The 12,116-nt window shown below is 72.9% G+C and carries 13 protein-coding genes; 9 read left to right on the top strand and 4 right to left on the bottom strand.

Going from position 1 to position 12,116, the window contains the following annotated elements; translation table 11 throughout:
• The first annotated feature begins 55 nt into the window (after window positions 1–55).
• Window positions 56–871 carry an alpha/beta hydrolase gene (locus ACFYW7_RS04125; protein WP_389497576.1) on the top strand — a complete coding sequence of 272 codons (816 nt, stop codon included), beginning with the start codon at window positions 56–58 and terminating at the stop codon, window positions 869–871.
• A gap of 137 nt (window positions 872–1,008) precedes the next feature.
• Here ACFYW7_RS04125 and ACFYW7_RS04120 read toward each other — a convergent pair whose 3' ends face one another.
• On the bottom strand, window positions 1,009–2,367 hold the full coding sequence (locus tag ACFYW7_RS04120; protein ID WP_389497573.1) for a DUF2252 domain-containing protein: 1,359 nt from the start codon (window positions 2,365–2,367) through the stop codon (window positions 1,009–1,011).
• 5 nt (window positions 2,368–2,372) lie between these two features.
• Window positions 2,373–2,882: a hypothetical protein gene (locus tag ACFYW7_RS04115; protein WP_389497571.1), complete on the bottom strand. Its 510-nt coding sequence runs from the start codon at window positions 2,880–2,882 to the stop codon at window positions 2,373–2,375.
• 180 nt (window positions 2,883–3,062) lie between these two features.
• Between ACFYW7_RS04115 and ACFYW7_RS04110 the strand changes: the two genes are divergently transcribed.
• Both ACFYW7_RS04110 and ACFYW7_RS04105 read left to right on the top strand, forming a co-directional pair.
• Window positions 3,063–4,259 (top strand): winged helix DNA-binding domain-containing protein, encoded by a 1,197-nt coding sequence (locus ACFYW7_RS04110; RefSeq protein WP_389497569.1) that lies wholly within the window; start codon window positions 3,063–3,065, stop codon window positions 4,257–4,259.
• A gap of 409 nt (window positions 4,260–4,668) precedes the next feature.
• Complete coding sequence (locus ACFYW7_RS04105; RefSeq protein WP_389497567.1) at window positions 4,669–5,115, top strand: peptidoglycan-binding protein; 447 nt, start codon at window positions 4,669–4,671, stop codon at window positions 5,113–5,115.
• A gap of 175 nt (window positions 5,116–5,290) precedes the next feature.
• Here the strand turns inward: ACFYW7_RS04105 and ACFYW7_RS04100 are convergent, their stop codons facing one another.
• On the bottom strand, window positions 5,291–5,701 hold the full coding sequence (locus ACFYW7_RS04100) for a peptidoglycan-binding protein (RefSeq protein WP_389497565.1): 411 nt from the start codon (window positions 5,699–5,701) through the stop codon (window positions 5,291–5,293).
• A 336-nt stretch (window positions 5,702–6,037) separates the two neighbouring features.
• On the opposite strand from ACFYW7_RS04100, the gene ACFYW7_RS04095 reads away from it, so the two are divergent.
• The 3 genes from ACFYW7_RS04095 to ACFYW7_RS04085 all read left to right on the top strand — a co-directional run bounded on the left by ACFYW7_RS04095 (window position 6,038) and on the right by ACFYW7_RS04085 (window position 8,398).
• A complete protein-coding gene (locus ACFYW7_RS04095; RefSeq protein ID WP_389497562.1) occupies window positions 6,038–6,949 on the top strand; it encodes a peptidoglycan-binding protein in 912 nt (303 codons plus the stop codon).
• 61 nt (window positions 6,950–7,010) lie between these two features.
• On the top strand, window positions 7,011–7,946 hold the full coding sequence (locus ACFYW7_RS04090; protein WP_389497559.1) for a DUF2690 domain-containing protein: 936 nt from the start codon (window positions 7,011–7,013) through the stop codon (window positions 7,944–7,946).
• A gap of 254 nt (window positions 7,947–8,200) precedes the next feature.
• Window positions 8,201–8,398, top strand: coding sequence for a hypothetical protein (locus ACFYW7_RS04085; RefSeq protein WP_389497556.1), 198 nt, complete (start codon window positions 8,201–8,203; stop codon window positions 8,396–8,398).
• 276 nt (window positions 8,399–8,674) lie between these two features.
• On the opposite strand, the gene ACFYW7_RS04080 is transcribed toward ACFYW7_RS04085, so the two are convergent.
• Window positions 8,675–8,983 carry a hypothetical protein gene (locus ACFYW7_RS04080; protein ID WP_389497554.1) on the bottom strand — a complete coding sequence of 103 codons (309 nt, stop codon included), beginning with the start codon at window positions 8,981–8,983 and terminating at the stop codon, window positions 8,675–8,677.
• 164 nt (window positions 8,984–9,147) lie between these two features.
• Here ACFYW7_RS04080 and ACFYW7_RS04075 point away from each other — a divergent pair, with 164 nt between their 5' ends.
• The 3 genes from ACFYW7_RS04075 to glnII all read left to right on the top strand — a co-directional run bounded on the left by ACFYW7_RS04075 (window position 9,148) and on the right by glnII (window position 11,984).
• A complete protein-coding gene (locus tag ACFYW7_RS04075; RefSeq protein ID WP_389497552.1) occupies window positions 9,148–9,507 on the top strand; it encodes an arsenate reductase family protein in 360 nt (119 codons plus the stop codon).
• Window positions 9,508–9,713: 206 nt separating this feature from the next.
• The gene (locus tag ACFYW7_RS04070; protein WP_389497550.1) at window positions 9,714–10,400 is read left to right on the top strand and encodes a hypothetical protein; all 687 of its coding nucleotides are present in this window, start codon (window positions 9,714–9,716) and stop codon (window positions 10,398–10,400) included.
• Window positions 10,401–10,955: 555 nt separating this feature from the next.
• On the top strand, window positions 10,956–11,984 hold the full coding sequence (glnII, locus tag ACFYW7_RS04065; RefSeq protein WP_389497548.1) for a glutamine synthetase: 1,029 nt from the start codon (window positions 10,956–10,958) through the stop codon (window positions 11,982–11,984).
• Window positions 11,985–12,116 lie beyond the last annotated feature (132 nt).

The raw sequence follows: 12,116 nt of genomic DNA, 5'->3' as shown, positions 1-12,116 counted from the left end.
GGGAGTTCCGCGAGTTCGCGGTTGACCGGCGTGATCGGCATGAGTCAATGGGGGGATGCTCTCGCCCTTCACCCACGACCACGACGGAGAACGACTGAGCTGCGTCGGCAGCGGCGTCCGGGACGGGAGCGGGGGCGGCTCGGCCACCGCCGTCCTGCTGCACGGCGCGGGATCCGGCAGCAAGGAGCGACTGCTCCCGCTGCTCGACGACTTCGCCGCCCGAGGCCTCGCGGGGCTCGCCTTCGACTTCTCCGGACACGGCGGGAGCACCGGTGAACTGGGCGAGTCGAGCCTCCAACGGCGTTTCGAGCAGGCGGTGTCGGTCATCGACGCGACGGTCGCGCCGGGCGGCCCGCTGATCCTCGTCGGGTTCAGCATGAGCGGCCAGACGGTGGCCGATCTCGCGCGGCACTACGGGGAGCGCGTGGCGGCGCTCGTCCTGTGCGCGCCCGCGGTGTACGCGGCCGAGGCCTGGCCGGTTCCGTTCGACGACAGGACCGGAGGAGAGCCCGGGAAAGGGGCCGGGGAGACCGGTCCCGGACAGGCGGCGGGGGCGACGGAGAGTCGCTTCAGCCGGATCATCCGTACTCCGGACAGCTGGCGGCGGGCTCCCGCGCTCGACGTACTGCGGGCGTACGCGGGCCGGGCGGTGCTCGCCGTACCCGGCACAGACACCGTCATCCCGCCCGCCGTGACGGAGGCCGTCGCGGACGCGCTCGGCGCCCGTGCCCGCCTCACCCGCTTCGACCTGCCCGACGCGGAGCACATGCTGGGCCTCTGGTTCCGCGACCACGCCGAGGACCGGCGGCGGCTCGTGGACCTCGCCCTCACCGGGCCCGGCGATCAGGTGCCCACGGCCGCCGAAGCCTGACGCTCCGCACGGCTCCGCACCGGCTTCGGGGACTCCGTGCCCCGAGCCCCGGCCACCGGGCCGTCGTACCTCCGTACCTCCGTACCTCCGTATCTCCGTATCTCCGGGCCACCGGGGAGATCCTGGTCGAGCGGCTGTCACCCGCCCGGGGCCGCGGGGACCACGCCCGCGATCACGGCCGCGCCCAGCGCCGCGTGGTCCGCGGCGTTGCGGTCCGCGTAGCGCAGCGCGAAGTCCGCGACGGCGCGGTCGAAGGTGTCGGCTCCGCCGAGGTAGGCGGCGATCGCGATGCGGTCGCCGGAGCGGGCGTGGGCGCGGGCCAGGGCGGTGCCGCACAGCCGTGCGTAGGCGCGCAGTTCGCCCGGGGCCATGCCGGCGATGTCCGCGGCGCCCTTCATGTCGTGCAGCTGGCGCCAGTAGAACGACCGTCCCTCGGGACCGGTCGTCCAGCCGAGGAAGACGTCCCCGACGGACTGCATCAGCCGCTGACCGGCGACCACCCGGCGCCCGGGATGGGCGTACGGGCCGTTGGGCAGATGTTCTTCGAGAACGGACTGTCCCGCCTGCTTGATCTGCAGGAACAGCGGGTCGTCGGCGTCCCGGCCGGCGAGGAGCACGATGAAGCAGCGGGTGCCGACGCTGCCCACGCCCACGGTCTTGCGGGCCGCGTCGACGAACCGGTAGCGGTCGAGGAGCAGCCGGCGTTCCTCGGGGAGCGTGGAGCGGTAGTCGCTGAAGATCTTGCGCAGCGAGGCCGTGTCGAGGGGTCCGGCCGGCTCCAGCAGGGGCGGGTCGTGGACGATGCGGTGGCGTCCTTCGACGGTCTCGGTGAGTTTGCCGAGCGCTTGGAGGCTGGTGCGGCGGCGGGCCCTGGTGAGGGTCGCCTCGACCCGTCGGCGCCGGCGGCCGGAGCGGACCAGCGGCAGCAGCAGATCGGCGTCGATGTGCTGGTACCAGACGGCCAGTTCGCCCTGTCGGGCCAGCCGTCGTATCGACTCGCGGTACTGCCCGGCCGCGGCCCGGGCCGCGGCGAGGACGTGTTCCTCCTTGTGCCCGTTCTCACGGGCGGCGACGGCGACGCTGGCCGCGAGCCGTTTGACGTCCCACTCGAAGGGGCCGGGGAAGGTCTCGTCGAAGTCGTTGAGACCGAAGATCAGGGAGCGCCCGGGGGGCGCGTACAGGCCGAAGTTCAGCAGGTGCGCGTCGCCGCACAGCTGGACGGTGAGCCCGGTGTGCGGCTGGGCGGCCAGGTCGGCGGCCATCACGGTGGCGGCCCCGCGCAGGAACGCGAGCGGTGACGCCGTCATCCGCGCGTACCGGATCGGCAGCAGTTCCGGAAGCCGGTCCCTGCCCTGGCGTTGCAGCAGGCCGACCGGGTCGGGGCGGTCGGCCGCGGGGATCCAGGTGCCGTGCGCGGAACGGCGGACGCGCTTGCGGGCCGCGCGGCCCCGGGCGGCCCGGTCCTCGGAGGTGGCCGTGACGCTGTTGCGGAGCACGGCCGTCAGTACCTCACCGCGCGGGCGACGACGGTCTTGACGTCGCCGGTGAGAGCGCGGTTGCTGTCGGCGGTGGCGTCCTTGGAGGCGCCCCCGGCGACGTCGTCCACCGTCACGACGGTCGTGTCGAGGCGGTTGCCGCTCTGGTCGTTGAAGTCGATCTGGACGACGTAGGACTTCGTCGAGGAGGTGGGGTTGGTGGCGGTCAGCTTGACGGTGGCGTGCCCGTCGGAGCCGGTGCTCGTGGTGCCGTCGAGTTTCACGTCGCCCTTGGCGTCCACCCCGTTCTTGAGCTCGTCGAACTTCCGGCCGGCCTCGGCGGTCGCGGAGGCGAGGGCGTCACCCGCCTCGGAGACGGCGGACGCGGCCTTCGAAGCGGCGGACGCGGCTTTGGAGGCGGTGTCGGAGGGACTGCTGTCGTCCGAGCAGGCGGTCAGCTGGGTGGCCAGCGCCGTCGCCGCGACCATGGCCAGGATCAGGCGGACCGGTCCTCGTGCGCCGTTCCTCTGCTGCATCGTCTCTCCCCACGTGGTCCAGTCGGCCTCCGGATCCGCTTCCTCGCGGTGGCCCCAGTCAAGGCGGCGGGCAGGGCCGCCGCATGCCCGGCTACGGCGAACGGGTGAGTCCCGCGCGGCGACGGGCCAAGTCCGAGAGGATGGGCGGCTCGGAGGGCGGGGCGACCGGACGGAGGCGGCGTGACGGGGAGAGCACGGCACATCGGGGTGGCGGAACGACGGGACCGGCTCGGGCTGCGGCAGCGGCTCGTGGGCTCCGCGCGGGCGCAGGGGGCGGAGGAGGTCGCGGATTCCCTGGTCGCGCTGCACGGCACCGACCCGGCGACGGTGTACCTGGCGGTGGGCGCGCGTCTCGCGGACGCCGGGGAGACGGTGGCGCTGGTCGACCGGGCCCTGTACGAGGACCGGACGCTCGTACGGATGCACGGCATGCGGCACACCGTGTTCGTGTTCCCCACCGGGCTGGCCGCCGTCGTGCACGCCTCGACCGGGCTCGACATCGCCGCGAAGGCCCGGACCGGGCTGGTCAAGGACCTGGCCACCGGAAGCGACGGGCGGCTGACCGAGGAGTGGCTCGCCGAGGTCGAGGCGTCCGCGCTCGCCGCGCTGGCCCGGCGCGGACAGGCCACGGTGAACGAACTCACGCAGGACGAGCCGCGGTTGAGGGAGCAGTTCGTCTACGGAGCCGGGAAGAGCTACGAGAGTCCGCAGACCGTGTCGTCCCGGCTGATGCGGGTGCTGGGTGTCGAGGGCCGGGTGATACGCGGACGCCCGCTCGGTTCCTGGACGTCGAGCCAGTTCCGCTGGGCCGTCGCGCCGCCCCACCCGTCGCTGCCGCCCGCCGAGGCCCGGTCCGAGCTGCTCGGCCGTTGGCTCCGGGCGTGCGGGCCCGCCACCGAGGCCGACCTGAAGTGGTGGACGGGGTGGAAGGTCACCGACGTACGGCGGACGCTGGCCGCGATCGGGGCGGTGGCCGTCTCGCTCGACGACGGCGTCACGGGGTACGTGGCGGCGGGCGACGAGGGTCCGGTCGCCGGGCCGGCGGCGCCCTGGGCCGCCCTGCTGCCCGGCCTCGATCCGACGCCCATGAGCCGGCAGGAGCGGGACTGGTATCTCGACCCGGAGTTGCGGCCCGCCCTCTTCGACCGCAGCGGCAACGTCGGGCCGACGGTGTGGTGGGACGGCAGGGTGGTCGGGGGGTGGGCACAGCGGCCCGACGGCGAGGTGGTCTGGCGACTGCTGGACACCGCGGGGGTCGGCCGTGAGGCGCGGGACGCGATCGCGGCGGAGGCCGGGCGTCTGCAGGCGTGGGTTGGGAGCACCAGGGTCACCCCTCGTTTCCGGACGCCCCTGGAGCGGGAGTTGTCGGCGGGCTGAGACCGTCCCCGCGGTTCGCCGACGGCCGCGTGCCCGCCGCGCGGCCGGCTGTCGCGGGCTCGGCCCGCCATGCTCCTTCAGCCGGCGCGACCGCTCCGGCGACCGCTCCGCGTGCGGTTCCGTTTCGGCGGCCGGTGCCGTGCGGCGCGTTCCCCCGGGCGCGGTCATGGCCATGATCGACCGCCCCACGCTGCGTCGCCTACGGCACGAGCGGGACGACCGCTGCCCCGGCCGTCCCGCCGAAGCGTCCCGGTGAACGGTGTTCATGCAGGTCAGCGCGTGCCGTGTCCCAGATGGCCGTCACCTGGGCGGAGGCGGTGGCGGCCGTCACCGACCGCCCCGCACTCTCGAGTCGTCGCCTGTTCGTCCGACGGACCAGGTGTTCACCCACGATTCGAAAGAGGACCCCATGCGATCGCACGTCCTGGGCAGGACCATCGTCAGCCTCACCGCCGTCGCCGGCATCGCCGCCGGGAGTCTGGCGGCCGCGGGCACCTGCTACGCGGCGCCCGCGCCGGCCGCCCAGCCCGTGGTGGGCGCCCCCGCCGCCGCGCAGGCGACGCAGAACTTCGGCCTGAGCACCGCCGGCGCCGTGAACGTCCAGAGGTTCCTGAAGAGCGACTGGGGCTACACCGGCAGGCTCGACGGGCTGCTGGGCACCGAGAGCTGGGAGGCGTTCCAGCGCTACCTCAAGAGGTACTGGGGCTACACCGACGCCATCGACGGTGACCCCGGCGCCAACACGATCAAGGCACTCCAGCGGCTCCTCAAGGAGCACTACGGCTACACCGGCAAGATCGACGGCGATGCCGGGACCGAGACCCGCGCGGCCTTCAAGCGGTTCGCCGGCGGCTGACGCACCACCCCCGTGACCGCGGCCCGCCCTCCCCGGAACCTGGAGCCGGAAGGAGGGCGGGCCGCGGCGTGCCGGCGAGACCGGGGCGCCCGGTGGGGGACGAACGCGGCAGTCGTCGGATCGGACGGCGGGCGCGTGCGGCTCCCCGGATCCGGGGAGCCGCACGTCACGCGGATCAGCAGTAGAGGCGGCGCAGGTGGGGCCAGCTCTCCTTGCCGATCATTCCGTCGACGTCCAGGTGGGTCTTACAGACGCGGTTGACGTTGCTCTGGAAACTCCTCGCCGCCGCCTGGGACTTGGAGCCGAAGACGCCGTCGACGGTGCCGGGGTTGTAGTCCTGGTACTGGAGGAGGCACTGGGCCTCCTTACCCGCGGCGGTCACCGAGGAGGTGGAGGGATTGACCGTGTTGCCGCTGTAGTAGCCGGCGGAGAGAATGCCGCTCGAGGTCATGGTGACGTCGCACGGGAAGGCGGTGAGCGCCTGGGCGCCCGTTCCGGCGGCGACCGCCCCGGTCGCCGTGCCACCCACGAGTGCGGCGGCTGCGAGCAGGAGTGCGGCATGCCTGCGAGTTACGGAGAAAGACATCGATTCCCTTGCGTGAGAACGGAGTTGTCGCGAAACCGATCAGTGGTCGCTGTTCGACCCGGAGCCGGGCCGGCCGTGCCACCGGTTCGAACGACGGCCATGCTGGTCCGTCCTCCGCCGTGGGGCCAGCCCCGTCGGAAGGTTGGGACATCCCGGGACGCACACCTCGCTGAGCTGCGGTGATGCCACACCGGACGAGACGGTGGCGGGACTTGGGACGGCCCCGCGGACCGTGGCCACCGGACCCCGAGATGAAGAACACGTGTACGGGCAGCGGGATTTCCGTACGCTTACCCCGCGCGCACCGCACAGTGCGGGCGCGCGAAGGGGATGGGCATGCCGCGTTGGAGGCCGTTGCCCGAGTCGCTGGCGCTGCCCGTCAGGCGACTCGTGGTGCAGATGCGGCAGTCGAAGGATCACAGCGGGTTGAGCCTGAGCGCCTTGGCGAACAGGACCGGATACAGCCGCTCTTCCTGGGAGCGCTGCCTCAACGGCCGGGCGCTGCCGCCTCTGTGGGCGTTGGAAGCCCTGGCGGACGTCTGTGAGGGCGACCGGGCGAAGCTGACCGCGCTGTGGGAGGTGGCGACGTCCACGGAGGCACCGGAAGCACCGGAAGCGGAGCGTTCGCGCGGGCCGGCGGAGGGACGTGCGGCCGCCGTTCGACTGGGCGCTTCCGTCGACGAGTTCGGGCGACGGCCCGCCGAGAGACCTCTCCTCTCCCCTGAACCGTCCGAGGTGCCCACGCCGGCGGACGTGGACGGCGAGCACCCTGATGTCACGCCGGAAGCGGTGGGGCCGGAAGCCTCCGGCCGGGCGGGCCGGCGTGGTGCGGTGGCCATGGTGTCGGCGGCGACTCTCGCCCTGCTGGTCACAGCGGGGCTGCTGGCGGCGGTCCCGTGGCGCGAACCGTCCGGGCAGGCGCGCGGGACGGCGGAACAGTCGGCCGTGCCCGTCTCGACGTACTCCGCGCGGACCTTCCCCTGCCACTTCACCGAACACGACGGCCTGATGTACGCCGGGCACAGCACGACCCTGACCGATCCGTACAGCGCCGGGACCACGGTCGAGGCGGTCGCCGAAGTGCAGTGCCTGGTCCGGCGGCACGGTTTCGACCCCCAGGGTGTCGACGGGTCCTTCGGGCCCAACACCAAGGCCGCCGTCCAGCGTTTCCAGCGCTCGCGCGGCCTCGACGACGACGGCGTCGTCGGCCCCGGGACCTGGCGGGCGCTCAGGGAACGGCGTGACTGAGCACGGACATTCACGCCCGGGCGGCGCGGCCCCCCTGTCGTCCCCGGAAGTCCGCCGGCTCGTGGAACGGTTGAAGGAGGCCAAGGAGGCCACCGGGCTGAGTTTCGCCGCGCTGGCCGCCTCGACCGCGTACAGCAAGTCGTCCTGGGAGCGCTACCTCAACGGCAAGGCGTGCCCGCCCCGAGACGCCGTGGAGACCCTCGCGCGGCTGAGCGGCGCCGACCCCGCCCGGCTGCTGGCGCTGTGGCAACTCGCCGAGAGCGCGTGGAGCGGACGCGACGCGCGGCGCCCCGCGGCGGGGCCGGACACGGGGGCGGACGCCACGCCGGGCTCCGAACCGCGCCGCGGGGCCGACCCGGCGGCAGGCATCGACACGAAGGCCCGTGCCGGCACCGGACACGGCAACACCGAGCACGCCGGCACCGGACCCGCCGGCACCGGACACAGCAGCGTCGGGCGCCAGGGCGCCGGGCACGAGGGCGCTGGGGCGAGCGGCGGCGCGGAGCCCGCGGGCGTGGCCCGCAGGCCGGAGCGCCATGCCCTGGTCGTCGCCGTCGTGGCGACCGCCACGGTGACGGCCGCCGTGTTCGGTGTGGCGGCACAGGTGTGGGCGCCCACCACCGACGCTCCTGAGCCGGCCACCGCGCGCTCCGCGATGCCGTGCCGGGGGGAGACCTGCACGGACCAGGACTCCGAGCAGGGCAGGACGGACTGCTGGGCGGATGCGACCACGCACGCGGTGCGTACGGTGCGGGGCCGGACGGTGGAGCTTCGCCACAGCCCGAGGTGCGAGGCGGTCTGGGGGCGCATTCGCAACCCGCGTTCGGCGGACCGCGTATGGGTCGAGACCTCCGACGGCCGCCGCCAGACCCGGCAGGTGTCCGTCCCCAGTCGTTCCCTCTACACCCTCATGGTCGGTGTCGAGCGGCCCGCCGACGCGCGGACCTGCTTCGACCTGGGCGTCGACGGCTCCGGCTGTACGCGGCAGGAGCGGTAGCGGGACGGGCGACCGCAGGCCGGGACGGGGGCTCCGGCGGTTCCGGCCGCGCGGCGCCCCGCCGAGGGGCGACTCGGGGACTGCGGCGGCGGCTCGGCAGGGAGGGCGCCGCGAAGGGCGACCCGACGAGGGAGCCGAGGGAGCCACACTCTCCGGAGGCACTCGGGAAGATCGCCCGCCTCCCCCTGCAACTTTTGGTCTCGGTGTCCCGTCCTACCGGGCAGATCGAAGCGCGAACCATCAAGGGGAGATCCGTGGCCGTCATCGTCCTGCTCGGCGTTCTACTGCTCGTCGTCCTGGGATGCGTCTGCGTGTTCCGGGACGCCCGGGGTGATGTCCCCCGGTGGGTCCACGTCATGGCGGTCGTGACGCTCGCGGCCGGCGAGGCGGTGAGCCACTCCGGCAAACGCGGTCGCCGTGGCAGCGGTGACGGCGGCGGCGGTGACGACTGAGCAACCCGGACCGCGTACCGTCGAGGGCTTCTGCGCTCCCGGACCCCGGGCGGCGATGTCTCGGGCTGCGGTCTCCCGGCCGGTCTCGTCCCATGGGCCGGTCTCGCTCCATGAGCCGGTCTCCCCCGCCGACAAGCCTCGCCCCTGAGGTGCCGAACGCCTGCCACCGTCCCCGGTCCCGGCGTCCGTGCCGGAAGGCCGCCGCGCATGCCGGTGCCGGGTGACCCCGCGGGGGCGGGGTCACCCGGCACCGGCCGGATCAACGCGCTCTTCCTCTCAGCGCGCGTACCTCATCAGCGCACGCACCATGTGGCACGTGGTGTCCGACGGCGGGTGGACGCCGATGAGTCGCGCGGTGCTGCGGATCTTCTCGTCGCGGGCCTGGTCCGGCACGAACACGCCGGAGTCGAGCAGGGCGATGGCGAGTCGCATCGCCTTGAGCCGGCGGTTGTGCGTGACGTACCAGTCGCGGGGGCGCCCCGGCGGCAGCGGGCGCTTCTGCACGGGCTCGTACGGCAGATCCAGCGGGACGGCCCTCGTGGATGTGGACTGAGTGGGCGGCGGCTTCAGTGCGGCAGCGGGCACAGGCATCCTCCTGTCGCGGTCAGGGCGCCGTCCGGACCCCCCGGCGACACCCTCGAACACTGCTTCTATTCTACCGCCGGGCACTGACAAAAGCCGCTGGCCACAGCGTCCTGGAGGGGGCCGTGACCCCGGAAGACCTATGGGTCTCCCGTAGCCTGTGCGGCATGGAGATCTGGATCAATCCGGCCTGTTCGAAGTGCCGCGGCGCGATCAGCCTGCTCGACGCGGAGGGCGCCGAGTACACCGTCCGCCGCTACCTGGAGGACGTGCCGAACGAGGACGAGATCCGCGGCGTCCTCGACCGCCTCGGGCTCGAACCGTGGGACATCACCCGGATCCAGGAGGCAGAGGCCGCGGAGCTGGGCCTCAAGGAGTGGGCGCGGGACGCCGGTTCACGGGACCGATGGATCAAGGCACTGTCCGAGCACCCGAAACTCATCCAGCGGCCCATCATCACCGCCCAGGACGGCACGGCCGTGGTCGGCCGCACGGACGAGGCGGTGCGCGACGCCCTGTCCCGGTAGCCGACGGTCCGGAGCGGACCGAGACGGAGCGGCGGGGTGACGCGGAGTGCGGTCGGCGGGTGCGTGGTCGACATTCCGGTGCCATTCACTCCGCCCAACTCCCGTGTGATCCAGGTTACTTAAGTGATTGCCGAAACCGTTGAGCAACTCCGTTCGGTATCTCGTACATAGCGGCGTAACCCTCCCCCCCCGCTCTGGAGGCGCGCATGTCGCGTAGGAGAACCCTCAGCACGAAGAAGAAGATCGCTCTGCTCGTCAGCGCGGTGACCGTGGCCGGCGGTGGGGCATTCGCCCTGGCCGCCACGTCGAACGCGGCGTCGGTGCAGAACGCGCAGACCTCACAGGTGTGCGCGGGCCTGGCCACCGCGATCGGGAACAACCAGAAGTTCATCGCGGACCAGCGAGCCGCCCCCGACGCGCAGTCGGAGGCCAGGATCGCCAACCGCGAGGCTGTCATCGCGCAGATCAAGGTGCAGCAGGAAGCGTCCAACTGCGCGGTCGGGGAATCGGCTCAGGGCTCCCAGACCGCACCGCAGCCGCCGCAGTCCGCACCGGCCCAGTCCGCTCCGGCGCAGGCCGCTCCCGCCCCCTCGGCTCCGGCGCAGTCCGCCCCCGCGAACAACGCCGGCGGTGGCGCCGCCACCGGCCAGCAGGTCTGTGTCGGCTCGACCGTCACGCTCTCCGGCGAGGGCGGCGCACCGGCCGCGTCCAGCAACCAGTTCCCGGCCGGGACGAAGCTGAAGGTGACCAACCTGGACAACAACAAGTCCACGACCGTCGAGGTCACCTCGGTCTCCGGAAGCTGTGCGCTGCTGAACAACGCCGCGTTCGAGCAGGTCCGGGAGCCGGGCAAGTTCCTGATCCGCAAGGCCCGCATCGAGAAGGTCGGATAACGGGCTGAACGGATCGAGAGCCCCGCCGTCACCGATTCCCAGGGATCGGAGACGGCGGGGCTCTCGCGTGGGCGGACGACCGGGACACCACCGACCCGCCCCCTCCCGCGTCCCGTACACCCCTCCCCCACGCCCCCGTCCCCCTCCGGGCGCCCCGCGCCGCGTCCCCGCACGCCCCGCGCCCCTTTGCGCGCATCGCATACGAGCCGTCGCCGGCGGTCGTTCCGGCGGCCCTCCCCGCGGGACCCGCGGAACCCCCGGACCCGCGGGACCCGGGCGGTCCAAGGGGTCCGAGGCACCCACGGGGCCCGTGCGGGCGACCGCCCGATCGACCTCGGTCACGAACGATCACACACGGTCACGCATGGGCAGCGGCGGCGGAGCGGACGGTGTGAGACCGGGCACATACGGCCCAGGTAACACGGGGTTCACATTCGGGCAATGATCGGGAAATCGCCGGTTGACAGGCTGCGCGGCATCCCCGGCGGCGCCCCAGTGCCGCAGCGCCGCAGCACCCGCACGTGCGAACAAGACCCACCCCGAAGGATGTGGCCCGTGAGCTTCAAGGCTGAGTACATCTGGATCGACGGCACCGAGCCGACGGCCAAGCTCCGCTCGAAGACGAAGATCTTCGACGACAGCGCCAAGGGCGCCGAGCTGCCGATCTGGGGCTTCGACGGTTCCTCGACGAACCAGGCCAAGGGGCACGCCTCGGACCGCGTACTCAAGCCCGTCGCCAGCTTCCCGGACCCGATCCGCGGCGGCGACGACATCCTCGTCATGTGCGAGGTCCTGAACATCGACATGACGCCGCACGAGACCAACACGCGTGCCGCGCTGGCCGAGGTCGCGGAGAGGTTCGCCGCGCAGGAGTCGATCTTCGGCATCGAGCAGGAGTACACCTTCTTCAAGGGCGCGCGCCCGCTCGGCTTCCCCGAGGGCGGCTTCCCGGCCGCCCAGGGCGGCTACTACTGCGGTGTCGGCGCGGACGAGATCTTCGGCCGTGACGTCGTCGAGGCGCACCTGGACAACTGCCTCAAGGCGGGCCTCGGCATCTCCGGCATCAACGCCGAGGTCATGCCCGGCCAGTGGGAGTTCCAGGTCGGCCCGCTGGCGCCGCTGGAGGTCTCGGACCAGCTGTGGGTCGCCCGCTGGCTGCTCTACCGCACCGCCGAGGACTTCGGCGTCTCCGCGACGCTGGACCCGAAGCCGGTGAAGGGTGACTGGAACGGCGCGGGCGCGCACACCAACTTCTCCACCAAGGCGATGCGCGAGGGCTACGACGCGATCATCACCGCGTGCGAGTCGCTCGGCGAGGGCTCCAAGCCGATGGACCACGTCAAGAACTACGGCGCCGGCATCGACGACCGTCTGACGGGCCTGCACGAGACCGCCCCGTGGAACGAGTACAGCTACGGCGTCTCCGACCGCGGCGCCTCGGTCCGCATCCCGTGGCAGGTCGAGAAGGACGGCAAGGGCTACATCGAGGACCGCCGCCCGAACGCGAACGTCGACCCGTACGTCGTGACGCGGCTCATCGTCGACACCTGCTGCACCGCCCTGGAGAAGGCCGGCCAGGTCTGATCCCGCCCAGCTGTCCCGAGGGGGCGCCCCCCCGCACCGGGGGGGCCCCCCCGCGGTGTGGGGGGGGGGTGTGACACTGGGGGGCTGGGGATCGACCACAGCCGGGCCCGCAGGTAAGCGACGGAGAAACGG

This window comes from Streptomyces sp. NPDC002580, from assembly GCF_042889485.1.
Taxonomy (GTDB): Bacteria; Actinomycetota; Actinomycetes; order Streptomycetales; family Streptomycetaceae; genus Streptomyces.
This window is presented reverse-complemented; position numbering and strand designations above follow the sequence as displayed.

Excerpts from the sequence above, each read along its gene's own strand:
- ACFYW7_RS04070 (WP_389497550.1), top strand. The coding sequence starts at position 9,714 with ATGTCGCGTAGGAGAACCCTCAGCACGAAGAAGAAGATCGCTCTGCTC.
- ACFYW7_RS04095 (WP_389497562.1), top strand. The coding sequence starts at position 6,038 with ATGCCGCGTTGGAGGCCGTTGCCCGAGTCGCTGGCGCTGCCCGTCAGG.
- ACFYW7_RS04115 (WP_389497571.1), bottom strand. The coding sequence starts at position 2,882 with ATGCAGCAGAGGAACGGCGCACGAGGACCGGTCCGCCTGATCCTGGCC.
- ACFYW7_RS04105 (WP_389497567.1), top strand. The coding sequence starts at position 4,669 with ATGCGATCGCACGTCCTGGGCAGGACCATCGTCAGCCTCACCGCCGTC.
- ACFYW7_RS04075 (WP_389497552.1), top strand. The coding sequence starts at position 9,148 with ATGGAGATCTGGATCAATCCGGCCTGTTCGAAGTGCCGCGGCGCGATC.
- ACFYW7_RS04100 (WP_389497565.1), bottom strand. The coding sequence starts at position 5,701 with ATGTCTTTCTCCGTAACTCGCAGGCATGCCGCACTCCTGCTCGCAGCC.
- ACFYW7_RS04125 (WP_389497576.1), top strand. The coding sequence starts at position 56 with ATGCTCTCGCCCTTCACCCACGACCACGACGGAGAACGACTGAGCTGC.